The sequence below is a fragment of the Halomonas sp. KM007 genome (assembly GCF_050709225.1).
GTDB lineage: Bacteria > Pseudomonadota > Gammaproteobacteria > Pseudomonadales > Halomonadaceae > Vreelandella > Vreelandella hamiltonii.
The window spans coordinates 2,210,794-2,233,987 of sequence record NZ_CP136131.1 but is presented as its reverse complement, the minus strand read 5'-3'; the positions used below and the strand labels follow the sequence as shown (position 1 = coordinate 2,233,987).

The window sequence follows — 23,194 nt, the reverse complement described above, 5'->3', positions numbered from 1 at the left end:
GCCTTAGTAGTCGATCCCTACCGCGTCATAAACCTTGTGCAGCAGCTCGGTAGTCACGACATTCTCGTACTCTTCATGCACTGGCATGCTGGCGGCGATAAAGGCTTGACGCTGTTCGGAGGTGAGTTCGTTGATGGCGATCTCGTCTTTGATCGCTTCCAGAATGGTTTCCTCATCTTGAAGGGTCAATTCACGAGAAGTGTCGCGACCATTATCGAAGGCTTCCAACATCACCGCCTGCAGGTCCTCTGGCAGCGAGTTCCAGGAGTCCTGATTGATGACCGCGGCATAGGCGTGGTAAGCGTGATTGGTGAGCGAGAGATAATCCTGCACTTCATGGAAACGCATGGTGTAGATATTGGCCAATGGGTTTTCCTGACCGGACACCACCCCCTGCTGCAAGCCGTTATAGACTTCCGTGAATGCCATGGCCGTCGCATTGGCACCCAGGTTCTGATAAGTGGAAATGATGATCGGTGCTTGCATGGTGCGCATGCGGATGTTGGCCATATCCTCAGGCGTTTCGATCGGGCGGTCATTATTCGAAATATGGCGGAAGCCAGCGCCCCAGAAGTTGATACCGACCATGTTATGGCCATTCAGGGTATCGAGGATTTCGCGACCGACTTCACCGTCCAGTACCTCGACCATCGTGTCGTAATCGGCAATCAGAAACGGCAAATCGAGAATCTGCATACGCGGCTCGAAATTGCCCAGCGTCGCGGTCGGGGGAATACCGATATCGACCAGCCCCATTTGTACCTGCTCGATGATTTCAACATCGCCACCCACTTGAGCCGCAGGTAACACGTTGATTTGAATCCGACCGTCAGATTTCTCTTCTACCTCTTCCTTGAAACGCAGCGCGGCTTGCCCGTTGGGCGTGTCTTCGATCAGCACGTGGGCAAAGCTGAACGTGTAATCTGCAGCATGGAGTTGGGCCGCCCCCATAGAGGCAACGGCGATGGCAGCAGAGAGAGTGGCTTTTGTCAGCATTCGTTTCATGTCCAGCACCTTGTTTGAGTCATGGTGATTTATGTTTTTATCTTCTGAGACCTGAGCACGATAAGCGGTGTGCTCAGGACATGATGCGTTCCATCGCACCCCTCAGTGCGTCCCGAGGGGAATTACTCAGCAGCAAGGCGAGAGCCAGTCGCGCCTTGCGTGCGCTGATATCGTTGAGCGTCAGCACCCCTGCCGATGCCAAGTCAGCCAGGCTGCCGCTGAATTCATAGCTGGTGTTTACCGGGCCTTGCGCACAGCCGCTCACGATCGCGACGGGCACTCCTGCGCTGACCAGCTCTTTGATGGGCACCATCCAGCTCGGAGGTACATGCCCTCTGCCAAGCCCATCGATCACGATGGCCTTGGCGCCGCTTGCTACACAGGCTTGTAGTAACGCAGGGGAAGCGTCCAGGTAGGCCGGCAGCAGATCCACTCTGGGCAACGGACAGTCCCATCCCGTCACCGGCAATGTCTCTTCCAGAGCTGCGCCATAAAGCTTCACTCGTGGCCCATCGATATAACCTATCGGGCCTGCTCCAGGCGACTCAAAGCCATTGAGCTGAAAGCTATTGACCTTGCGCGCATAGCGCGCGGAAAAGAGTGATTCGTTGAACACCACGACACAGCCCCACTGGCTGAGGGGCGCATGGGTTGCCGACACGATGGCGTCACAAATGTTCTTGAAGGCATCCGTCCCTAGCTGATGCGGCGCGCGTTGGGAGCCCGTCATCACACAAGGTTTGTTCTTGGGCAGTGTGAGCGAGAGAAAATAAGCCGTCTCTTCTAGCGTATCGGTCCCGTGCGTGATCACCAGGCCATCGACATCGTCTCTTTCCAGCACCTCTCTTCCGTGACGGTAGAGTTCGGCCACGTCCATCAACGTGATGGCATTGCTCGGTTTTTGCAGCAGCGAGATCACCTCCAGGGTGACATCGACCCCTTGGGGCAGCGTCACTTGCTCAAGCAACTTCTCGCCACTCAATGCACCTGACTGGCTGCGGCCCGACTCGCTGGGCTTGCTGGCTATCGTGCCGCCAGTGGTCATTACCACGATATGCTTTTTCGTCATGCAAATTCTCGCCTCGAAGTGCCTGGCCATCCAAAACACCAGACATCAGATGTCTGATATCATGCTAGACCTTGCAGGAAAGAATAAGCAAGATCGCCAAAAAGATCAAAATAATATATTCATATTTCTTTTAAACATATGAAATAAAGTGTTCCAAGCCGCTAGGCTTGAGTCATTGATAGAATGCAACGAATACCGATGAGCCACGCGAGGCCCAAATGAGTTTGAAACGCCAGCCTGAAACCCACCCTGCGAATCCGATGTCCTTCGGTGATTCGATGGATCGCAGCTCCGTCGCACTGCAGCTGCTCGAGCGCATCAAAAGCGCTTTGATACGTGGCGACCTCAAACCGGGAGATTACCTCCCTTCAGAAACGGAGCTCACTCAAAGCCTGGGTATTGGAAAATCGAGCGTTCGCGAAGCGATCAAGATGCTGCAGGCCATCGGCATTGTCGAAGTCAAGCGAGGTCAAGGTACCGTGATTCGACGAGAGCCAGGTGCCCCCTTGGTGGACCCCATGGCGTTTGGCATGATCCTGGCACGCGGTATGACCCGGGATGTGCTGGAGTTTCGCCTGATGTTTGAACCTGCGTATACCCTGCAAGCCATGGAACGCGCCACGCCAGAGGATCATCAGCGCATTCAGGCCAGTATCGACGCCATGGAAGAAGCCATCCGGACAGGCGAGCAAACGTCACGACACGACGTTGCCTTCCATCGCGCCATCTTGCACAGCACCCATAATCCCTTGACGATTCGAGTGGGAGAAACGCTGCTGCAACTGATCGAAGCAGCATTGGAAACATCCATGCGCTCTCTTCCTGAAACTGCCTTGAAAGACCACAAAGCGATTTACAAGGCCTTCAAGGCAGGTGATAGCGCAGGCATTCACGCCGCCATTGCCGTCAGCAGTGATAGCTGGGAAACCAATCTGACCTACGAAGGCGACAGCGACTTGAGTGCAGCCACGCGCTGACGGTGAACAAGCATGAGTGGCCCTCTTCTCTGTCAGGAAATGGGGCCGCTCGTTGATCATGCCGCAAAACGGCGTTGCATTGCTTCACCAAACGTTCATTGCTTACGTGAATGCGGTACTTGCCTATCGGTATGACGCTTTTATCGTAAGCGTTCATTCTACAGCGTTCTATCCAGCCCGAATATCGCACGATAGCATAGCCTCTCATTCTTTGAGGAGGCTTAACCATGACCAAAACCTACACCCCGCGTCGCAGCGCTGAACAATGGCAATCACTGATTGATCAGTGGCAAGCCAGCGGCCAGTCCGCCAAACAATTTTGCGAAGAGCGAGCACTGGGCTACGCCAGCTTCTGCCAGTGGCGAAAGCGGCTCAGCCAAGCGGATGAGAAAATAGCGCCGGGTGAAGCTTCTTCCCCGCAAGCATCGTTTATCGATCTGGCGTCACTTGGAGCATCTGAGTCTGGCGGTTGGCACATTGTCTTAAGCCTCGGCGGCGGAGTCGAGCTGACGCTGAGCCAAAGCTGATGTTCGTCCCTAGCCAACAAGCTCGCATCTGGTTGCGCACCGAACCCACGGACATGCGCAAATCTTATAATGGCTTGAGCGCTTTGGTGAAAAACCAATTGGAACAAGACCCGTTAAGTGGCCATTACTTCGTGTTCGTCAATCGGCGCAAGACGATGATGAAAGTTCTCTACTTCGAGTCTTCTGGGTACTGCGTGTGGAGCAAACGTCTCGAGCAGGGACAGTTCCAGGTGCGAGCTTCACCCACGGGACAGCGCAGTCTTAGTTGGACTGACTTGCAGTTGTTGCTTGAAGGCATCGAAGTGCAAAAACTGCGGCGGTTCAAGCGTTATCGGCATGCGGCTTGAGGCCTTGGCTGGTATAATCCCCGGCATGAAAAGCGCCACACCATCGACTCAAACTCTGGCTGATAAATGCCAAAGTCTCGAAGCGGAAAACGCGTCTTTGCGCAACCGCGTGCGCTGGTTCGAGAAACAGCTGTTCGGTCAGAAGTCGGAAAAACGTCCCGTCGAGAACCCTTACCAGGGCGGCCTGGATCTGGGCGATAGCGCCGAGCCCGTACAGCCCGAAGGTGAAAAGCAAACCGTTATCTATCAGCGCGGCACCGCCAAGAAACAACGCCCTGACGACTGCGTAAATGATAGCGGGCTGCGCTTCAATGATGACGTCCCAGTAGAAATTATCGACATCCAGCCCCCTGAGTTGTCCGGCTCCGAGGCGGATCAATACGAAGTGATCGCCACCAAAACCGTGTATCGTCTGGCCCAGCGTCCGGCCAGCTACGTGGTACTGCAATACAACCGCCCAGTACTCAAGCACAAAAACCAGCAAAAGCCCGAAGCCTGCCCGGCGCCGGATAATGTGCTCGAGCGCAGCATCGCCGATGTCAGCCTTCTGGCGGGGCTGCTGGTGGATAAGTTCCAGTACCACCTGCCGCTGTACCGTCAACATCAGCGCATCCAGAGCGCCGGTATTACGCTCAGTCGCGCCACCCTGACCAACCTCACTAAACGCGCCATTGAACTGCTTCGGCCCATCGTCCAGGCACAGCTTGATAATGTGCTGCGCAGCAAGGTGCTGGCGATGGATGAGACGCCGATCAAAGCGGGCAAATCCCGGAAAGGTAAGATGAAACAGGCTTGGTTCTGGCCCCTGTACGGAGACCAGCACGAGGTGGTGTTCACCTACTCGGCCAGCCGAGGGCGCTTGCATATCGGAAACACATTAAAACGCGAGTTTGAGGGCACGTTGCTCAGTGACGGCTATGCTGCTTATGCACGCTACGCCGAGCAGTGCCAGGGCGTGACTCACGCCCAGTGTTGGGCGCATACCCGGCGCCAATTTATCGAAGCCGAGAACGATGAGCCGCAAGCCGCTGCACAAGCGATCGGCCTGATCCGACAGCTCTACCGGCTTGAAACTGAAGCGGCGGAAAAAAACCTTAAAGACGATACGCTGCGCGAGCACCGACTGAATCACAGCAAGCCGATAGTCGACGAGCTTTATCAGTGGTGTCATGAGCAGCTGCTACGCACCACCCTGCTACCGAAGCAACCGTTCACCCAAGCACTGAATTACCTCTTGAATCGTGAACAGGCGCTGCGGGTGTTCCTTGAAGATCCGGCGGTACCACTCGATACCAATCACCTGGAAAGAGCACTTCGCCCGATCCCGATGGGACGCAAAAACTGGATGTTCTGCTGGACCGAGATCGGCGCTGAACACGTGGGTATTATCCAAAGCTTGATCAGCACCTGTAAGCTGCACGGCATCAATACTTACACTTATCTGACCGACGTATTACTGCGTATCAGTGAGCACCCTGCCAGCCGAGTGGAGGAGCTGACGCCCCGGCTGTGGAAGGACCTGTTCGCCAATCAGCCGCTGCGATCAGATCTATATGGGGCGTGCAAGAACGTCGCAGAATGAACGCTTACCTTTTATCGGCTTTCATGATGTTTCCTCACTGCGGCTTGTACATCGGATGATGTGAGCTCGTGCGTGCTGGTATCAGTGCTGAAAAAAGTCAGCGCATTTGCTGTCACGGAGATCGCAAGTAAGGTTGTTATTGTTGGAGAGTTGTTGTTTCTATCTGATCTTCATCCAATGGGAATGTAATGTATGTAAGAGAAAGACGATAAAGCTTGTAGGAAATACGCTACTTCAATGTAAGTTTTATCTTATATGTAATATTGAAAATGAAATTTGTGTGGTTGTGTAATGCGATGGCGTTAAAGAGTAATGGGAGGTGTTGATAAGCCGAGACCCTGATCACGCTGGGCATTACCCTCGCCATCTTCATCAACATGAGCCTCGCCAACCTCTCGGGCGTACTGATCCCGCTGGTGCTGAAGCGCCTGCAGATCGACCCGGCGCTGTCTGGCGCGGTCATCCTGACCACCGTGACGGATGTAGTGGGATTCCTCTCGTTTCTGGGGCTCGCGACGCTGATCATTTTGTGATCATGCAATGTTGATCATTGGCGATGAGGCTAGACTTCATCGCCAGCGCATTTGTCCAAGAGGCAGTCGCTTGAAGACTTTATTATGTCTTATCAATCAGTTTCTATACTGAAATCCATTGGCCCTGTTGATCGGAAGCTTCAATGGCATCGATCAGCCGATTCACTCGGGCGGCTGCGCGAAAATCAGGATACAACGGGCGATGATTGATAATGCCTTCTACCAGGTCACGCACCTCAATGATTTTCTGATCGTTATAGCCCAAGCCATGACCCGGCGCTGGGCTGAACGCCGCATAATCAGGATGCTCGGGACCTGCAAGCAATGTTGTAAAACCGCGTCGCCCCGGGAGCCCACTATGACGATACAGCTGTAACTCACTCATGCGCTCTTGATCAAACACGATAGCGCCCTTGGTGCCCGTTAGCGTATAAGCCAACCCCATTTTACGCCCTGCAGCCACCCGTGACGTCTCAATGTTGCCGATCAGTCCTCGATTAAAACGCAACATTGCTTGGGCCTGATCATCATTTTCCACGGCAGCCAAGCCACTACCGTCGGCCTTTGGCCGCATTGCGATGACGGTCTGTAGTTGGCCACATACTTCGGTAATACGCTGCCCTGTTAAAAATTCAGCCATATTGAGAATATGCGACCCTAGATCGCCCAACGCCCCGGCACCTGCCATCGCACGCTGTGTATGCCAGTCATGGGGCTTTTCCGGATCAAGCAGGTAATCCTCGTTGTGCCGTCCACGAAAGTGAATCAGCTCACCGATTTCACCGCTGGCGACCATCTGGCGAGCCAGTTGGGTGGCGGAATTGCGAATATAGTTAAAGCCCACCAGGGTTTTGACACCCGCCTTTTCAGCGGCAGCGACCATCTCGTCAGCATCGGCCGTGCTCAGCGCCAGCGGTTTTTCGGCGTAAACATGCTTACCAGCAGCAATCGCGGCCAGCGCCATCTCTTTATGCAGGAAATTGGGCGCGCAGATATCCACCACGTCAACCTCACTATCTTCTACCAAAGCGCGCCAATCGTCGGTGGCGCGGGCAAATCCCCAGGCGCGTGCGCGGCTCTCTGCAGTGGCGAGGTCGACATCCGCCAACAGTTCACAAACGGGCTTGGCGGGTAGTTCAAAAACGCTGGGCGCCGCATTAAAGGCGATGGCGTGGGCTTTGCCCATAAAACCGGTGCCAATTAGGCCAACTTTGAGGGTTTTCATTGTGATTATCCCTGTTTTAAAAAAATCACGCCGGGCTGAGCCCGGCGTTGAATAGTGTCGTGCCCCGTAGCCTGCTTACATGGTCGGCATGGTGAAGTGGTTGGTCTCTTCACGAATGCCGCTGGGCCAGCGCTGGGTGATGGTCTTCATACGGGTGTAGAAACGCACACCGTCCGGGCCGTGCATATGCAGCGGGCCAAACAGCGAGCGCTTCCAGCCGCCGAAGCTATGGAACGCCATGGGTACCGGGATCGGTACGTTAACGCCGACCATACCGACCTGAATCTGTTCGCAGTATTGGCGCGCTGCATCACCATCGCGGGTAAAGATCGCCGTGCCATTGCCGTACTCGTGGGCGTTGATCATGCTGACCGCGTCGTCGAAGCTGGCCACGCGGGCAATCGCCAGCACCGGGCCAAAGATCTCCTCCGAGTGAATACGCATTTTGGGCGTTACATGATCGAACAGAGTGCCGCCAATGAAGTAGCCATCGCCCGCACCCTCTATGGTTGTCTGGCGGCCGTCCACCACCAGCTCTGCGCCTTCATCCACGCCGGTTTGGATATAACTCGCCACTTTGTCGCGGTGCTCGCGGGTGATCAGCGGCCCCATATCGTTATCTGGACCATCGACAAGCCCCGGGCCAACCGTCAGCTTATCCAGTTCGGCCACCAGCTTTTCGCGCAGGCGGTTGGCGGTCTCTTCGCCCACTGGTACCGCCACCGAAATCGCCATGCAGCGCTCGCCTGCCGAGCCATAGGCCGCGCCCATCAGGGCACCCACGGCTTGATCGAGATCCGCGTCTGGCATAATCACCATGTGATTTTTAGCCCCGCCCAGGGCCTGAACGCGTTTGCCATGGGCTGATGCGGTAGCATAGATATACTCGGCAATGGGCGTGGAGCCCACAAAGCTGACCGCCTGAACACGCTCGTCGGTGAGCAGCACGTTCACTGCTTCTTTATCGCCATTGACGATATTGAAGACGCCATCCGGCAGGCCCGCGTCTTTCAACAGCTCGGCCAAGCGCAGCGGCGTAGAGGGATCTTTTTCCGAAGGTTTCATGACGAAGGTGTTGCCGCAAGCCAGCGCAATGGGGAACATCCACATGGGCACCATGGCGGGAAAGTTGAACGGCGAGATACCTGTACACACGCCCAACGGCTGCATCATCGAGTAGCTATCCACGCCGGTGCCGACGTTCATGGAGTGCTCGCCTTTTTGCAGGTGGGGGATGCCACAAGCAAATTCGACCACTTCCAGGCCACGGGTCACTTCACCCTTGGCATCGGAAAACACCTTGCCGTGCTCGCTGGAAATCAGCCGGGCCAGCTCATCGGTGTGCTCCTCGACCAGCGCTTTGAACTTGAACAAAATACGTGCGCGCTTTAGCGGCGAGGTTTTTGACCAAGCAACGAACGCCTCGTCGGCGATGCGTACGGCTTCGCGGGTTTCATCGGCAGATGCCAGCGCCACCAAGGCACTCTGTTCACCGGTGGCCGGATTATAGACCGGCGAAGTACGCTGGCTCTGTCCGGCAAAGAGCTGACCATTTAGATAGTGGGGTAACGTTTGCATAAAGGCTCCTAATTAATGGGTGGCGTTAACAACGTCGAAGCCTGCCTGCTCGGCCAGTTGGCACAGGTTGCGATACCCCAGGCGGGCGTAAGTCAGCGGATGGGCAACTTCCGGGTCTTGTTCGGCCTCGACCACTAACCACCCCTGGTAACCCTGTTCGCATAGGTGGGTCAAAGTGGGTAGGAAGTCCACATTGCCATCCCTCGGCACTGTAAACAGGCCGTCTAACACGCCATTTAAAAAGCTTTTGTCGCGATTGCGCACTGCGTCCAGAACCGGGAAACGCAGGTCTTTGCAATGCACATGGTGAATGCGCTGGCTGTAGCGTTTGGCGATGGCGAGCGGGTCACCACCGGCACCGCGCAAATGACCAAAATCGAGCAGCAGCCCCACGCCTTCGCCAGTGTTGTCCATTAAGCGCTCAACGTCGGTCTGGCTTTCGATCACCGTGCCTAGGTGGTGGTGATACACCAACTGAATGCCCTGGGATTTCAGGTAGTCGCCCACCACCTCTAAACCACTCAGCAGTCGCTGCCATTCGTCCTCGGCCAAATGCGGACGTTGGGAGAGCGGACGCTGCTGATCGCCGTGTATACAGTGGGTGACTTCACACAGCACCATCACCTTGGCGCCGCACTGTTTGAGCAGGTTCATATGGTCTTGAATAGCGTCAATCTCTTCTTCAGGCGTGCGCTCCAGCAGACGTGCGGAGTACCAGCCCGACACAAGCGCCAGGTCGTGGGCGCTAAGCGCCTGACTCAAGGCATCGGGCGTGCGGGGAAACTTGTTACCTAATTCAAAGCCGCTAAAGCCTGCTTCGCGGCCCTCTTGCAAGCAGGTTTCCAGCGGTGTTGCGCCCCCCAAGCTGGGTAAGTCGTCGTTGGTCCAGGTGAGCGGGTTGATGCCTAAAGTAACCGTGGGCATAGCGTATTCCTTGTGATTATGTTTTTGTTGAGGGCGAGAGCTAACGGGCCTGGCGCTGCTTGGCTTCGCGGTACCCTTGATAGGCTTTATTGACCGCTTCTCGCTCGGAAACCTCGGGCACGGCCACTTCCCACCAGGCGCCGCCCTCCTGGGTGCTGGGTAACGGGTCGGTGTCCAGCGCAATCACATAAGTCGAGGTGGCGCTGCGAGCGCGCACCAACGCCTGCTCCAGCTTCGCAATGCCGCTTACCGATTCAGACTCACAGCCCAACGCTTTGGCATGGGCGGCAAAATCGGTTCTGGGAGCGCCGGCCTCGACAGTGAGGCAATCCTGCAGCAGGTTGTTGAAACCCGCCCCGCCGGTAGCCTGCTGTAAGCGGTTGATACAGCCGTAGCCACGGTTATCCAACACCACCACAATCAGCTTGTGGCCCAGCATCACCGAGGTTGCCAGCTCTGAGTTGTGCATCAGGTAGCTGCCGTCGCCGACCATCACCACCACTTCCCGCTCGGGCTTAGCCATCTTGACGCCCAGTCCGCCCGCAATTTCATAGCCCATGCAGGAGAAGCCGTACTCCACGTGATAGCTGCCGGGGCCGGAGCATTGCCATAGCTTATGCAGCTCGCCGGGCAAGCCACCGGCGGCGCAAACTACGGTGGTATCGTTGCCTGCCTGGCGATTGACGGCGCCGATCACCTGGGCATCGGTGGGCAGCGCCAGTCCTTGGTCGGCGGTCACGTTGCGCACGATTTCGGCCCACTCGCGCTTGAGCGTGCCGGTCTGATCGCGCCATTCATCGCCGCCGCGCCATTCACCCAGCGCCGCGTCGAGTTGACCCAGCCCGACCAAGGCATCGCAGGTGAGTGGCAGCGCTTGATGCTTGACGCTGTCGAAGCGGCCAACGTTGAGGGCTATCAATGTTTTATCGCTGCTTTCAAATAGCGCCCTGGAACCGGTAGTGAAGTCCTGCAACCTCGTACCCACCGCCAAAATGACATCCGCCTGCTCTGCCAATTGGTTAGCGGCTGAGCTGCCGGTCACGCCTATGGCCCCCACCGCGCAGGAGTGGCTATCCGCCAGCGCCCCTTTGCCCGCCTGGGTTTCAGCCACCGGGATGCCCCGTGCTTTGGCAAACTCGGCCAGGGCATCGCAGGCAGCAGCGTAATGCACGCCGCCACCGGCAATGATCAACGGGCGTTTGGCTTGCTTGAGTGCAGCCACGGCCTGACGTAGCTCATAAGCATCCGGCGAAGGGCGTCGAATACGATGCACCCTGGGGGCAAAAAAGGCTTCTGGATAATCGTAGGCAAAGGTTTGCACATCCTGGGGCAATGCCAGCGTCGCGGGGCCGCAGTGCTCGGGATCCAGCAGCGTGGCCATCGCCTGGGGCAAACTGGTCAGCAGTTGCTCGGGGCGATTGATGCGGTCGAAGTAGCGCGATACCGGGCGAAAACAATCGTTGACGCTAATGGTAGGGTCGCCGAAATGCTCCACCTGCTGGAGTACCGGATCAGGTTCGCGGGTGGCAAAGGTATCCCCCGGCAGCAGAAGAATTGGCAGTCGATTGGCATGGGCGAGCGCCGCGGCGGTAACCATATTGGTCGCCCCAGGACCAATCGAGCTGGTCGCCGCCATTAAGCGCTGGCGGCCATTGGCCTTGGCAAAGGCAATCGCCGCGTGAGCCATGGTCTGCTCGTTATGGGCACGGAAGGTCGGCAAGGTGTCTTGCACGTGGTAAAGCGCTTCGCCTAACCCCGCCACATTGCCATGCCCAAAAATCGCGAATACGCCTTCAAACAGTGCCACTTCCTGGCCATCCACCTCTATATGCTGCGCAGCCAGGTACTTGACCAACGCCTGGGCCATGGTGAGTCGAATGGTGCTCATGACGCCTCCTCCGTGTGGGCCAGAGATAGCGGCTGAGTCTGCCTTAACTGGCGCCACGCCTGTATTAACTCGGCATAGTTGTTGGCCACCCGCGCGATTAAAGCAGCATCGTCGATACGCTCCGCCAGCCAATCGCGACTGGCACTGGCAAAGAGCGTGCGGCCAACGGTAAATCCTTTGCAGCAGGCATGACTCGCAGCTGCTTCAAAGCCGCGTTTCATATCGCTCATGGGTGCATCGAGCCCGAGCAATACGACGCCCCGACAATAGGCATCCTCACGCTCGATGGTCTCGCTCACTGCCTGCCAGGCGACATCTGACATGGCAGGCAACTTCCACCAGTCAGGACGAATGTTCAGGTTGTAAAGCCGCTGCAGGCTTCGTGGTAACGTCTTATCATCATTGGGCATATGGGCGGGGGGGATGACCTCAATCAGCAACTCCAACCCATACGCACAGGCCGCCTGATAGAGCTGGCGTAGCCGTTCTTCCTGCTCCAGGCGCAGCGATATTTCATCATCGGGGTGGTAAAACACCAGGCATTTAATGATCTGTTCTTTAGGCCAATTGCGCAGGCAAGAGCCCAAATCATCGCCATGCTGAAAGCGCAGCGGGCGTGAGCCCGGAAGCTCCACTGGGCGCCCAATCCACCAGCCTTTTCCACTGGCTTGATTGAGTGCGTCTTGACCCAACACATCGTCTACCAGAATCGCGGGGGTGGTAACGCCTCCCAGCTTGGCCCCCTCTTCTGCAGCGGTGACCAGGAGTTTTTTAAGTTCAGACAAGCGTGCGCTGTCGGCGTGCTCTTCACGGGCCATATCGGTGAGCTGGCGACGGTGGTCAAATGCCAGCCCCAATACTTCGGGCCACTGATCAGGTACGCGGGTAGTGACCCGATGCACATGATTCAGGCGTTGATCGATATCTGGCCGTGGAACGTCATCACGTCGAGCAAGGTAATCAAATAACTCGTCTTCGGTAGGCATCGCAGGAGCGCAACCATGGCGGGAAACCACCAGGGCACCGCAAGCGTTGGCGTAACTGGCGCTTGTTTGCCAAGGCTCACCGCGCAACCAACCTCTCAATAACCCGCTCATAAAGGCATCACCAGCGCCCAATACATTGAGTACCTCGACCTGCACGCCCTTGACTACAATACCGTCTTCGATACGCTCAGGAATGGCACCTTCAAACACCACGCAGCCCATGGGCCCGAGCTTACATACTAAGATGGCTTCGCTAACGTCGCGCACCGCACGCAGGGCCGCCAAGGTGTCCGTGCTGCCGCCAGCAATGTGAAACTCCTCTTCGGTGCCTACAATCAGGTCGAAATCAGGTAGCCAGCGCTGCAAGCCAATAGTCACTTTATCATCGGCAATAAAGCGGGTTTCACCATCACCGGGATTGGTCAGCCCCCACAGCACGGGCCGATAGTCGATATCCAGCACCCGTTTCACGCCATAATGGGCAGCGGCGTCCAGCGCCTTGCGACAAGCTCGACGAGCGGTATCGGTGGAAAGATGCGTGCCGGTAATGGCCAGCGCCTTGGCCCGGGCAATAAACGCAGGGTCGATGGCATCAGCATCGATCGCCATATCGGCGCAGTCGCGGCGGTAGAACAGCAGCGGAAAGCTCTCACGGTCTTTTAACGCCAGTAATACCAGTCCGGTATGGCGCTCTGGATCAGTCTGTAGCGCAGTGGTATCTACCCCCGCACGTTCCAGCTCTTCGCGAACGAAGTTGCCCATCTGCTCATTGCCGACCCGCGAAAGCATGGCCGACTTCAACCCCAGGCGCGCGGTGCCGTAAGCCACATTGCCTGAGCTTCCACCGAGGTATTTAGCAAAACTGGCGACATCTTCTAAGCGGCTGCCAATTTGCTCAGCGTAGAGGTCAACCGCCACGCGCCCCAGACAAATCAGGTCAAGCGGTCGGTGTTGACTATTGTTATTCAGCATAAATATCTCCCCACGTCACAAATTCGTGGTACTAGTCACAAGATGGCACTGGGCATACAAGCGTCTTGGGTGGCAAGCGATAAGGCTGATCAACCGCTGCTTAAAGTGAGAAAGCAGCACGGAATCGATCGAGCGCGAGGTCGTCGTCGCCAGAGGCCCAACCTTCCAGTCCTACGGTGCCGCGATAACCTATGTCGTTCAGGGCTTTGGCAATGGCCGGATAGTTAATCTCGCCAGTTCCCGGTTCGCAGCGCCCCGGCACATCAGCTACCTGCACCTCACCAATGTAAGGCCCACAGCGGCGAATCAATTCGATTAAATTACCTTCACCAATTTGGGCGTGATAAACGTCCAACATAATACGCAAGCTGGGCCGATCAAGACTTTCCACCAGCGCTAGAACATCTTCCAAGCGCGCAAATGGCACGCCGGGGTGGTCAACTTGGGTATTAAGGTTTTCAAGCACAAAGGTGACGCCGTGCTGCTCGCCAAGATCCGCCAACCGATTGAGGGTGTCGCGGGCTTTAAGCCACATAGCACCGGTCATCTGTTGGCAGGGTTTCACGGGAAGACCTTCGTCATCCAACCCCGTGCCATGCAGGTTTAGTCGCGGAATGCCAAGGCGCTTGGCTACCTCAATCGACTCAGCGGCGGTGCGCAGCAGTTCATCTGCCCCGGCTGCATCCGCCAGGGAGCCGGTGACATAGCCGGTCATGGATGAAAATGTCGCCCCGCTATTGGCCAGTGCGTCAATGTCGTGCTTAGTCCAGTCCCAGATTTCGACTTGAAAACCCAAATCAGAAATACGCTTAATTCGTTCCAACACGGGTAAATCGCGAAACACCATTTCAGCGCAAACGGCCAGCGTGAACGGGGATGATGGGGTAGGTTGATTCATCATGGCTCCTTAATAGCCGCTCGCCGTTCGCGGTGAAGAGGGTTCAGCGCTGCTTGTTTCATCCGCAGGCTGGGTGTCTTGTTCGGCTAAGCTGGCCTTTTTGGCTTTATCGTCCCGCTGGAATTCCGCAAGCTCCGCATCCAGGCTTTCAAGCTCAGCACCACCCGCCATCATGTTGAGCACTTCTTCGCGGGTGACCTCTTCTTTGCGGAAGGAACCCAAACTGCCGCCGCGTGACAATAGGGTGAAGGCATCCGCCACGGGGTAAGCGTGGTGGACATTGTGAGTGATGAAGATAACCGCAAGGCCATCAGCGCGGGCTTTGGCGATGTAACGCAGTACTACGGAGGCCTGCTTGACCCCAAGCGCGGAGGTTGGCTCATCCAGAATCAGCACCTTGGCACCAAAGTAGACGGCACGGGCAATGGCCACGCACTGGCGCTCACCACCAGAAAGCGTGCCCACCGGCTGACTTGGGTCACGCACGTCAATGCCGATTTTCGCCATCTCCTGTTTGGCAACTCGATCGGCATATTTCCAGTCAATCCGCTTTAAAGGCCCCCAGCCCACCGTCGGCTCGCGGCCCATAAAAAAGTTACGGGTGATCGACATCAACGGCACCATGGCCAGATCCTGAAACACCGTCGCGATACCAGCATCCAGGGCATAAGCCGGGGACTTGAAACGGGCGGGCTTGCCATCCAGAAGCATTTCACCATGGGTGGGCTGGTGCACCCCAGAAAGGGTTTTGATCAGCGTTGACTTACCTGCGCCGTTGTCACCCAGCAGACACATCACTTCGCCGGAATAGACCTGCATCGAGATATCACTCAAGGCAATCACGCTGCCGAAGTGCTTGCTGACACTGCGCATTTCAATCATTGGCGTACGAGTGGTCATGTTATTTGGCCTCCATCGCCTTTTTGCGCATGTAATTGTTGAATAGCACCGCCACCAGCAACATCACGCCCAAGAAAACCTGGAACCAGTCGGTGTTCACACCCGTATAGAAGATACCCATTTGCACCATGCCGAAGATGAGCGCCCCAAGCGCTGCACCAATGGCAGACCCATAGCCTCCGGTCAGCAAGGCGCCGCCAATCACCACCGCAATAATCGCTTCGAGCTCTTTCAGCATGCCGCGAATGGTGTCTGCCGATCCGGTATCCATGACTTGAATACAGGCAAAAATGGTGGCGGAGAAGGCTGTGAACATGAATAGCGAGATTTTGACGCGATGCACTGGCACACCCGAGTTACGCGCAGCGTTAGCATCACCACCGCTGGCAAATATCCAGTTACCGTAAGGCGTGCAGAGCAGTACCCACGTCGCCAAGGCTGTTAACCCCAACCACCAGACGATAGAGACCGGAATGCCTGAAACGACAGGATTACCCGCAAAGTTGGTCGCCATCCAGCCATTGGCTGCCATCCAACTGAACAAGCCTGTCGCTACCTCGCCCGAAAACAGCGCCGCAAACCAGTCACCGGGGATATGTGCTTGAACACCCCCGACCTGCGTACGCCCGGTTAGCAAGCGGCTGATACCAATCGCCAAGCCACGCAAGATGAATAGAAAGCCCAATGTCACGATGAAAGAGGGGAGTCCAGTACGGTTCACCAGATTACCGTTAATCCAGCCCACAAGAGCTGCGCATGAAAAGGCCAGTAAGATAGCGGCCCAAAGTGGCCAACCATACTCGACGGCCGGAATGGCAATAAGAATGCCCGCCAGGCCGATCATCGAGCCAATCGACAAGTCGAACTCACCACCAATCATAAGCAGTGCGGCCGCCGTGGCGATAATGCCAAGCTGGGCAGCGACTTCGAGAAAGTTGATGATGCCTTGCGGGGTAAACATACCCGTGCCGCTGGAAGCGACGATAAAGAAAGAGAGCACCAACACGGCACCGGCTAGCGCCCCCAGCTCGGGGCGAGTTAATGCTTTTTTCCAAAAAGACACTTTCTGGATGCGCTCATCTTGTACAACCACTGCTGGTGCAGTCGACTGTTGCACTTCATTGGTATTCATGGCGATCGACTCCTGGGGCCTGGCAGGGCTTGGAACTACCCAGCCTTTTCAGTTTCGTCAGCTTTCAGCGAATGCCCTGACTGCTCAGTTCAATGACTTGCTCGGCGTTTTCTGGAGTGACAAACCCCGGGCCCGTCGCAACGTCTCCTGCGGGTAACAGGCCGTTCTTGACGAACTGATCCAGGAACATCACTGGCAGGTAACCCTGCATGTATTGCTGTTGGTCGATCGCAAAATCCAGCTCACCCGCGGCGAGGGCTTCCAGGATACCCGGAGACAGATCAAACGTTCCTAGAGTGAACATGTCGGAGGCGCCTTGCTCACGCATGGCGCGAATCAAGGGATCTGCCGTCAACGCACCCAGCGTTAAAATACCGCGTACGTCACTGTTCTGATTCAAATACGCCACAATGGCATTGCGGATAGCAGTGGGATCATAGGTGGTCGCCAATTGCTCTGCGTTGCCATTAAAGCCATCAACAAAACCATCACATCGTTGGTCAAGCCCCTGATTGCCTTGCTCATGGTTAACGCAGACGCCTTTCTCAACACCCATTTCCTGCATCCGTTCGGCGGCCTGCCTACCCGCTTCGTACTCGCTCTGCCCCACATGCAATCGAGCACCATAATCGCGTGCTACATCGCCACCAGAATTAATGGTGATCACTGGGATGCCATTATCAACCGCGCTTTGCACAACACTGCCCAGCGCATTTTCATCAGTGAAAGAAAGAATCAGTCCATCCGGGTTGGATGCTACTGCAGCCTGCACAAGCTGTTGCATCATCGCCATATCAAACGTTGAAGGAGCCCGGTACTCCAGGCGTGCGCCCACTAACTCGGCGGCGGCTTCAGCACCGTTTTTGACAACCGACCAGAAAGGATCCGAGGGAACACCATGGGTCACCATGACAAAGCGGCTTTCTTTTGCCGGTTCTTGTGCTTGTGCGGGACCTGTCACTAGCGTCGTGGCAGCGATAGGGGCGAGAAGCCAGCGGGTAAGACGTGCCATAGGTAAATTCCTCTTCGTTTTATCATTATTTATTGGTAATGCAGCATGGAGGTGCTGCTGGCGCTATGAAATATAGATTCTAAAAACAAAAAATATCAAATTATTTATTCTATACTTTGGTATAAATGGAATATTTATTCCAAACAACTAGACTGCATAGCAATTCACCACTTTTCTTCGCCCCCATGCTCATTGCTTCATAAGCCTGGTGGCCTCCAGGACGAGTGGTGCACCTATTGATGCCAAGGAATTCGTATGCCGCAGCCGCCACAAAGCTACCGCGAGCTAGAGACGCTGATCACTGCTGAATACGCCACATTGAGCAAACGGCTTCAGCAAACAGCACGCTTCATGCTCGACCATCCGCAAGAAGTAGCCCTGGCCACCGTCGCTAAAATTGCCGAGCAGGCGGATGTCACCCCGTCCACCCTGATTCGCCTAGCTAATAGCCTTGGTTTTAAAGGCTTTTCCGAGATGCAGCAGCTATTTCGCAGTCGCCTGGTTGACGAGCTACCAAACTACACAGAGCGCATTCGGGCAGTGCGCAGTGCCACCGGTGAGACGCCAGATAGCACCCAACTGCTATGGGAATTTGCGGATGCCAACCGTACTGTTTTGGAACAGCTTCCCAGTCGTATTGACCCAGAAAGCCTGGAGAAGGCACTGGATATTTTTGAGCAAGCCCATGCCATTCACGTCATGGGCGCACGACGCAGCTTTGTGGTCGCCAGCTACATGACCTACGCCCTGGCTCACGTCGATAAGCCAGCGTTACTGGTCAGTGGTCTTGGCGGCATGTACGGCGAGCAGTTGCGCGCCATGGGTCAACAAGACGCTCTATTGACCATCAGCTTTTCTCCCTATGCAGAGGAGAGCCAACAAGCCTGTGTAGACGCCCAACAGCGTGGTATTCCCATTGTTGTCATCACCGACTCACTACTGAGTCCCCTCACCCACTTCGCCGATGTGGTCTTTATCGTGAATGAGGCCGAGGTAAAAAGTTTTCGCGGTTTAACAGCTTCACTCTGCCTGACCCAAGCACTGGCAATTGGTCTGGGGGTGCGGCAAGACAAGGCTCGCGACAAAGCATCAGGAAAAGCTCAGACACGGGGCTCAAGCGCAAAACGTAAGCCATGACCACTCAAATATGGCAAGACTAACAACAAGACAGGAGAGCTTATGAAACTCGCACTCATCGGCGCGGGACGCATCGGCAAAGTGCATGCCCAAGCCATTCATTCACATCCACATGTTACGCTGGCCGCTGTCGCTGATTTTCATCAGCCTGCCGCACACGCTTTGGCCGAGCAGTACGCCAGCCGTGCGGCTACTGTGGAGGAGGTTTTCGCCGACCCCACCATTGATGCCGTGTTGATTGCTTCCAGCACGCCTACCCACGCAGAATATCTGGAGCGTGCTGCTCGCGCAGGCAAGGCAGTGCTATGCGAAAAGCCCATTGCCCTGGACTTGGCACGTACCCGTGACGCCCTGCAGGTCCTCAGTGAACACCCGGTGACGTGTGCACTGGGGTTTAATCGCCGCCACGACCCCCAGTTTTCTGAACTTAAAAAAGCTATCGCTGGGGGGCATGTCGGCTCTCTGGAAACCTTGACGATCATTAGCCGAGATCCTTCTCCTCCACCTGCCGAGTATGTGGCTGAGTCCGGCGGCCTTTTCAGAGACATGATGATCCACGATCTAGACATGGCGCGCTGGCTACTGGATGAACCCATCGAAAGTCTCTTTGCCGTCGGCAGTAGCCTCATTGATCCAGCGATTGGTGAAGCAGGAGACGTGGATACCGCCATGGTGACCCTCACCACGGCCAGCGGAAAGCTTTGCCAAATCAGCAACTCACGACGTGCCAGCTATGGCTACGATCAGCGCATTGAAGCCTTCGGCAGCAAAGGCATGCTGCAAGCCCAAAACGAGAGCAATACCCGGCTACGATTTACCGGCGAGGCAGGACAAGTAGAAGAGAAACCCAAGTGGTTCTTTCTGGAGCGCTATGCAGAGGCTTATCGACTCGAAATTGATGACTTTGTCGATGCCTGGCGTGAAAAACGCGCCCCTCTCGCAGGCGCTCAGGATGGCCTGGAAGCATTGCGGTTAGCCGATGCAGCAGAGCGATCACTGCGCGAAGGCCGCAAAATTCAGCTTGATACCTCCGTTTAAGCAGGCTCTATCGAGTCTGCTTATGTCTTGCGTTTCGTCACCGGCTACCTGCCAATAAAGCAGCTAGCCATCAGAAGGAGCAACCTATGGCTTCTCTACTGGTACACCCTACTGCGCCAGATGCCCAAGGCACGGTGATTGACGTTACCCCGTCCTCCGCTGGCTGGGCGCACGTGGGCTTTCGGGTGCACAAACTGGTCAAGGGCCAGCGCCTGGAGGCCAGCAGCAATACTCAGGAAATCTGCCTCGTGCTACTCACCGGGCGCGCCACAATCACCTGCGGCGAGCACCGCTTTGAAGACATCGGCAAGCGCATGGATATCTTCGAGCAGGTCCCACCCTATGCGGTTTACCTGCCAGACCATGTAAGTTACACGGTAGAAGCGACCACGGATTTAGAGCTAGCGGTATGCGCTGCGCCGGGGTACGGCAATCACAACCCAAGACTGATCTCTCCCGACAGCATCAAGAAGAGTACTCGCGGGAAAGGAACCAATACACGTCATATTCACGATATTTTGCCGGAAGGTGAGCCAGCAGACAGTCTGCTGGTGGTTGAAGTATTTACCCCAGCAGGCAATTGGTCGAGCTATCCGCCCCATAAGCACGATGAGGATGACTTGCCTCACGAGTCGCTGCTGGAGGAGACGTACTATCACCGCATTAACCCTGAGCAAGGGTTTGCTTTCCAGCGCGTTTACACGGATGACAGATCCCTTGATGAAACCATGGCCGTAGAAAATGGCTGCTGCGTGCTGGTACCCAGAGGCTATCACCCCGTGGGCGCAGCGCATGGCTACTCACTGTACTACTTGAACGTCATGGCGGGGCCCAAGCGAGTATGGAAGTTTCACAATGATCCCGATCATGAATGGTTGACGCACGTCTGAGGAAGCACCTTCGCCCGCTAACCTTTATCTAATGGTATGCTTTTGCCCCGCTTTCGCGGGGCTTTTCATATCACCGACCCAAGCATTCGAGGCGCCCATGCTTCCTGATTACTCCGTCATCGCCTGGCTGTTGATCATCTTTTCTGTCTATTTGACCGGGGTGTCCAAGGGCGGATTCGCAGGCGGGTTCGGCACGCTGTCGGTGCCCTTGATGGCCCTGGCGATCAGCCCTACCCAGGCGGCGGGGCTGCTGCTGCCGCTACTGCTGGTCATGGATGCCTTTGCCGTCAAAGCGTGGTGGGGTAAGCACGATAGCGCGGAGGTATGGCGCTTTGTGCCGGGGCTTTTCATTGGCGTGACGGTGGGCACTTTGCTGTTTGGCAGCCTGAGCGAGCAGGGCGTGCGGCTGGTGCTGGGCATTCTCTCGGTCGTGTTTGCGGCCTATATGCTGCTCAAGCCCGTGGCGAAAAAACCCATTTCCACCTACTGGGCACTGCCCGCCTCTAGTGTGTGCGGCTTTACCAGCTTCATTGCCCACGCGGGCGCGCCACCGATGAACATGTACCTGATGCCGCGCAAGCTCACGAAAGAGACCTTTATTGCCACCTGTACGGTGACCTATGCCGTGGTCAACAGCATCAAGCTGGGCCCTTACGTATGGCTTGGCGAGGTCAACATGACCAGCGCCTGGGCCTCGCTGCTGCTGGTACCGGTTGCCTGGATCGGGGTGCGCAACGGCCTCTGGCTGCAAAGCCGCGTCAATGAAAAGCTGTTTTATCGTCTGGTGATCATGGCCATGTTCGTGGTGGGCCTCAACCTGGTCTGGCAGGCGCTGCGCTAGCGGCAAGCATTACAGCGCCACGATCAACAGGCCCAGCAGCATCACCAGCGTGCTCAGCGTCTTGGCGCTGGAGGCAGGCTCCTTGAGCCACAGCACCCCCATCAGCACGCCAACCGGAATCGAGAGCTGGCGCAGCGCCACCACGTAGCTGACCTCGTCGGTCAGCGCCATGGCCATGAGCACCAGCCCGTAGGTACAGGTCATCATCAAGCCCGTGGCCACCAGCATCGTCAGCCCCTGCTGTCGCAGCGCAGGCAATCGGCGGCGCTCTGCCGGCAACACGGCCAACAGCGGGAGCGCCCACAGCAGCGTCATCAATGCCTGCAGAACCATGAAGACCGCCCCTGCCGTCAGGCTGCTATGGCCAGCGCCTTGCATGACGCCCAGGGCTTGCTTGTCGATCAGCGAGTACCCCACGGTGCCCACCGCCGCCAGCAGCGCAAAGCCCATGGCGGGGGAAAGATACGAAGCAAGACGGCGAGCCTCGGGTCGGCTGAGCGGCAAGCCCAGCGCCCCTAGCATGATCAGCAGCATGCCGACGCCATCCCAGAGGCCAAGGCCACGATTGCCCAGCCAGGCAATCGATACCAGTGGCACCATCACCACCGGCAAGGCACGGGCAATGGGATAGAGGACGCTCACCTCTCCCCGGGCGTAGGCCCAGGCGAGCCCTCCCATATAGAGCATCTGGCAAAACCCGGACAGCACCAGCCAGCCCCAGAAGGCACCCGGCATCGCCGTCAAGGAGGGGCCCAGCACCAGCAGCGGCAACAGCGCCACACCCCCAGCGCCATAAGCCAGCGCAAACGACCCAAGCGAGGGCGCGTTGCGCTTGCCCAGCACGTTCCACCCTGCGTGCATGCACACCGAGACCAGCACCAGCGCGAGCGCGGTGGGGCTCATACGGAAGCCACCAGGGCAGGATCAGTGGGGTGTTCGATGAAACGGTAATCAGGCAGGTCGTGCGTCATGGGCTGGCAAATGCGTGGTGGGTTGACGGTTCACAAAGCTAAATGCTCTGCTCGGTATCGGCTCGCCAGTCTAAGCGTCGCCAGCCTTCGACGCCAGCCACCTCCGCCAGCACCGGGTCCGGGTTGACGGCAATCGCACAATCGACATATTGCAGCAGCGGCAGGTCGTTGCGGGAATCGGAATAGAACGTGGTATGGCACGCAGGACGCCCCTGCTCCGCCAGCCACTGCTGTAGCCGCGTGACCTTGCCGCCACGGTAGGAAAGCACCCCCACGCTGCGCCCGGTGTACACGGCGCCGCCTGGCAAGCGGTCCTGCTCCAGCTCCACCGCCAGCACGTGGTCGATCCCCAGCATGGCCGCTATGGGCGCGACCAGATGGCAGGCCGACGCCGAGATCAAGACCAGCGTATCGCCCGCCTGTCGGTGCGCATCGAGACAGCGCCATGCCTGCTCGAAGATGCGTGGCTGCAGGTGAGTAGCCACGAAGCGCTCGACTTCTTTTTGAACGTCGTCGACCCGACGGCCACGCAACGGCGCCAGCGTCATGGCCAGGTACTCTTCCAGCTTCAACTTGCCCGCATGGTAAGCCTGCTGCATCGCTTCCGCGCGAGCCATGAAACCTTCGGCATCACTGACCCAGCCTTGCTCTATCATCCATAAATTCCAGCGGTCGCTGCAGTCTCCATCCAGGAGGGTGTCATCAAGGTCGAACAGGGCCAGGCGCATGGCAAACTCCTATCGTCGCGGTATGGCGCGCGTA

The 23,194-nt window shown here is 56.7% G+C and carries 21 protein-coding genes and 1 pseudogene; 9 read left to right on the top strand and 13 right to left on the bottom strand.

The window, feature by feature from the left end; genetic code table 11:
* Positions 1–3 precede the first annotated feature (3 nt).
* Together RVM27_RS10510 and RVM27_RS10505 are read right to left on the bottom strand one after the other, a co-directional pair.
* Positions 4–1,005, bottom strand: coding sequence for a TRAP transporter substrate-binding protein (locus tag RVM27_RS10510; protein WP_039175051.1), 1,002 nt, complete (start codon positions 1,003–1,005; stop codon positions 4–6).
* Positions 1,006–1,078: 73 nt separating this feature from the next.
* Positions 1,079–2,074 (bottom strand): asparaginase, encoded by a 996-nt coding sequence (locus tag RVM27_RS10505; protein ID WP_039175049.1) that lies wholly within the window; start codon positions 2,072–2,074, stop codon positions 1,079–1,081.
* A gap of 278 nt (positions 2,075–2,352) precedes the next feature.
* On the opposite strand from RVM27_RS10505, the gene RVM27_RS10500 reads away from it, so the two are divergent.
* The 5 genes and pseudogenes from RVM27_RS10500 to RVM27_RS10480 all read left to right on the top strand — a co-directional run.
* A complete protein-coding gene (locus RVM27_RS10500) occupies positions 2,353–3,051 on the top strand; it encodes a FadR/GntR family transcriptional regulator (protein WP_498956530.1) in 699 nt (232 codons plus the stop codon).
* 227 nt (positions 3,052–3,278) lie between these two features.
* Complete coding sequence (gene tnpA / locus RVM27_RS10495) at positions 3,279–3,578, top strand: IS66 family insertion sequence element accessory protein TnpA (RefSeq protein ID WP_081193859.1); 300 nt, start codon at positions 3,279–3,281, stop codon at positions 3,576–3,578.
* Between the two features lie 53 nt (positions 3,579–3,631).
* Entirely contained in the window at positions 3,632–3,925 is a 294-nt protein-coding gene (gene tnpB, locus RVM27_RS10490; protein WP_498956529.1) for an IS66 family insertion sequence element accessory protein TnpB, read from the top strand.
* Between the two features lie 25 nt (positions 3,926–3,950).
* Entirely contained in the window at positions 3,951–5,507 is a 1,557-nt protein-coding gene (gene tnpC / locus RVM27_RS10485) for an IS66 family transposase (protein ID WP_498956528.1), read from the top strand.
* Between the two features lie 332 nt (positions 5,508–5,839).
* Positions 5,840–6,040: pseudogene (locus tag RVM27_RS10480) on the top strand (magnesium transporter); the annotation flags it as partial.
* Positions 6,041–6,143: 103 nt separating this feature from the next.
* Here the strand turns inward: RVM27_RS10480 and RVM27_RS10475 are convergent.
* The 9 genes from RVM27_RS10475 to RVM27_RS10435 form a co-directional block, all read right to left on the bottom strand.
* Positions 6,144–7,265 carry a Gfo/Idh/MocA family protein gene (locus tag RVM27_RS10475; RefSeq protein ID WP_498956527.1) on the bottom strand — a complete coding sequence of 374 codons (1,122 nt, stop codon included), beginning with the start codon at positions 7,263–7,265 and terminating at the stop codon, positions 6,144–6,146.
* 75 nt (positions 7,266–7,340) lie between these two features.
* The gene (locus tag RVM27_RS10470) at positions 7,341–8,843 is read right to left on the bottom strand and encodes a CoA-acylating methylmalonate-semialdehyde dehydrogenase (protein WP_227407195.1); all 1,503 of its coding nucleotides are present in this window, start codon (positions 8,841–8,843) and stop codon (positions 7,341–7,343) included.
* A gap of 12 nt (positions 8,844–8,855) precedes the next feature.
* Positions 8,856–9,767, bottom strand: a complete 912-nt coding sequence (gene iolE, locus RVM27_RS10465) for a myo-inosose-2 dehydratase (RefSeq protein WP_227407196.1) — start codon at positions 9,765–9,767, stop codon at positions 8,856–8,858.
* Between the two features lie 40 nt (positions 9,768–9,807).
* Complete coding sequence (gene iolD / locus RVM27_RS10460; protein WP_227407197.1) at positions 9,808–11,655, bottom strand: 3D-(3,5/4)-trihydroxycyclohexane-1,2-dione acylhydrolase (decyclizing); 1,848 nt, start codon at positions 11,653–11,655, stop codon at positions 9,808–9,810.
* Positions 11,652–13,613, bottom strand: a complete 1,962-nt coding sequence (locus RVM27_RS10455) for a bifunctional 5-dehydro-2-deoxygluconokinase/5-dehydro-2-deoxyphosphogluconate aldolase (RefSeq protein WP_227407198.1) — start codon at positions 13,611–13,613, stop codon at positions 11,652–11,654. The genes iolD and RVM27_RS10455 overlap by 4 nt, the downstream gene beginning before the upstream one ends.
* A gap of 100 nt (positions 13,614–13,713) precedes the next feature.
* Positions 13,714–14,511, bottom strand: coding sequence for a TIM barrel protein (locus RVM27_RS10450; protein WP_227407199.1), 798 nt, complete (start codon positions 14,509–14,511; stop codon positions 13,714–13,716).
* Positions 14,512–14,520: 9 nt separating this feature from the next.
* Complete coding sequence (locus RVM27_RS10445) at positions 14,521–15,411, bottom strand: ATP-binding cassette domain-containing protein (RefSeq protein ID WP_227407200.1); 891 nt, start codon at positions 15,409–15,411, stop codon at positions 14,521–14,523.
* Between the two features lies 1 nt (position 15,412).
* Complete coding sequence (locus RVM27_RS10440) at positions 15,413–16,543, bottom strand: ABC transporter permease (RefSeq protein ID WP_227407201.1); 1,131 nt, start codon at positions 16,541–16,543, stop codon at positions 15,413–15,415.
* 64 nt (positions 16,544–16,607) lie between these two features.
* Positions 16,608–17,555 (bottom strand): sugar ABC transporter substrate-binding protein, encoded by a 948-nt coding sequence (locus tag RVM27_RS10435; protein ID WP_227407202.1) that lies wholly within the window; start codon positions 17,553–17,555, stop codon positions 16,608–16,610.
* Between the two features lie 255 nt (positions 17,556–17,810).
* Here RVM27_RS10435 and RVM27_RS10430 point away from each other — a divergent pair, with 255 nt between their 5' ends.
* The 4 genes from RVM27_RS10430 to RVM27_RS10415 all read left to right on the top strand — a co-directional run bounded on the left by RVM27_RS10430 (position 17,811) and on the right by RVM27_RS10415 (position 21,461).
* Positions 17,811–18,692 (top strand): MurR/RpiR family transcriptional regulator, encoded by an 882-nt coding sequence (locus RVM27_RS10430; RefSeq protein ID WP_227407203.1) that lies wholly within the window; start codon positions 17,811–17,813, stop codon positions 18,690–18,692.
* Between the two features lie 42 nt (positions 18,693–18,734).
* Positions 18,735–19,730, top strand: a complete 996-nt coding sequence (gene iolG / locus RVM27_RS10425) for an inositol 2-dehydrogenase (RefSeq protein WP_227407204.1) — start codon at positions 18,735–18,737, stop codon at positions 19,728–19,730.
* A gap of 86 nt (positions 19,731–19,816) precedes the next feature.
* Positions 19,817–20,620 (top strand): 5-deoxy-glucuronate isomerase, encoded by an 804-nt coding sequence (iolB, locus tag RVM27_RS10420; RefSeq protein ID WP_081136024.1) that lies wholly within the window; start codon positions 19,817–19,819, stop codon positions 20,618–20,620.
* A gap of 97 nt (positions 20,621–20,717) precedes the next feature.
* Complete coding sequence (locus tag RVM27_RS10415; RefSeq protein WP_287804467.1) at positions 20,718–21,461, top strand: sulfite exporter TauE/SafE family protein; 744 nt, start codon at positions 20,718–20,720, stop codon at positions 21,459–21,461.
* A gap of 9 nt (positions 21,462–21,470) precedes the next feature.
* Here RVM27_RS10415 and RVM27_RS10410 read toward each other — a convergent pair whose 3' ends face one another.
* Together RVM27_RS10410 and RVM27_RS10405 are read right to left on the bottom strand one after the other, a co-directional pair.
* A complete protein-coding gene (locus RVM27_RS10410; protein WP_498956526.1) occupies positions 21,471–22,364 on the bottom strand; it encodes an EamA family transporter in 894 nt (297 codons plus the stop codon).
* Between the two features lie 106 nt (positions 22,365–22,470).
* On the bottom strand, positions 22,471–23,160 hold the full coding sequence (locus RVM27_RS10405) for an HAD family hydrolase (protein WP_287804468.1): 690 nt from the start codon (positions 23,158–23,160) through the stop codon (positions 22,471–22,473).
* Positions 23,161–23,194: the final 34 nt, after the last annotated feature.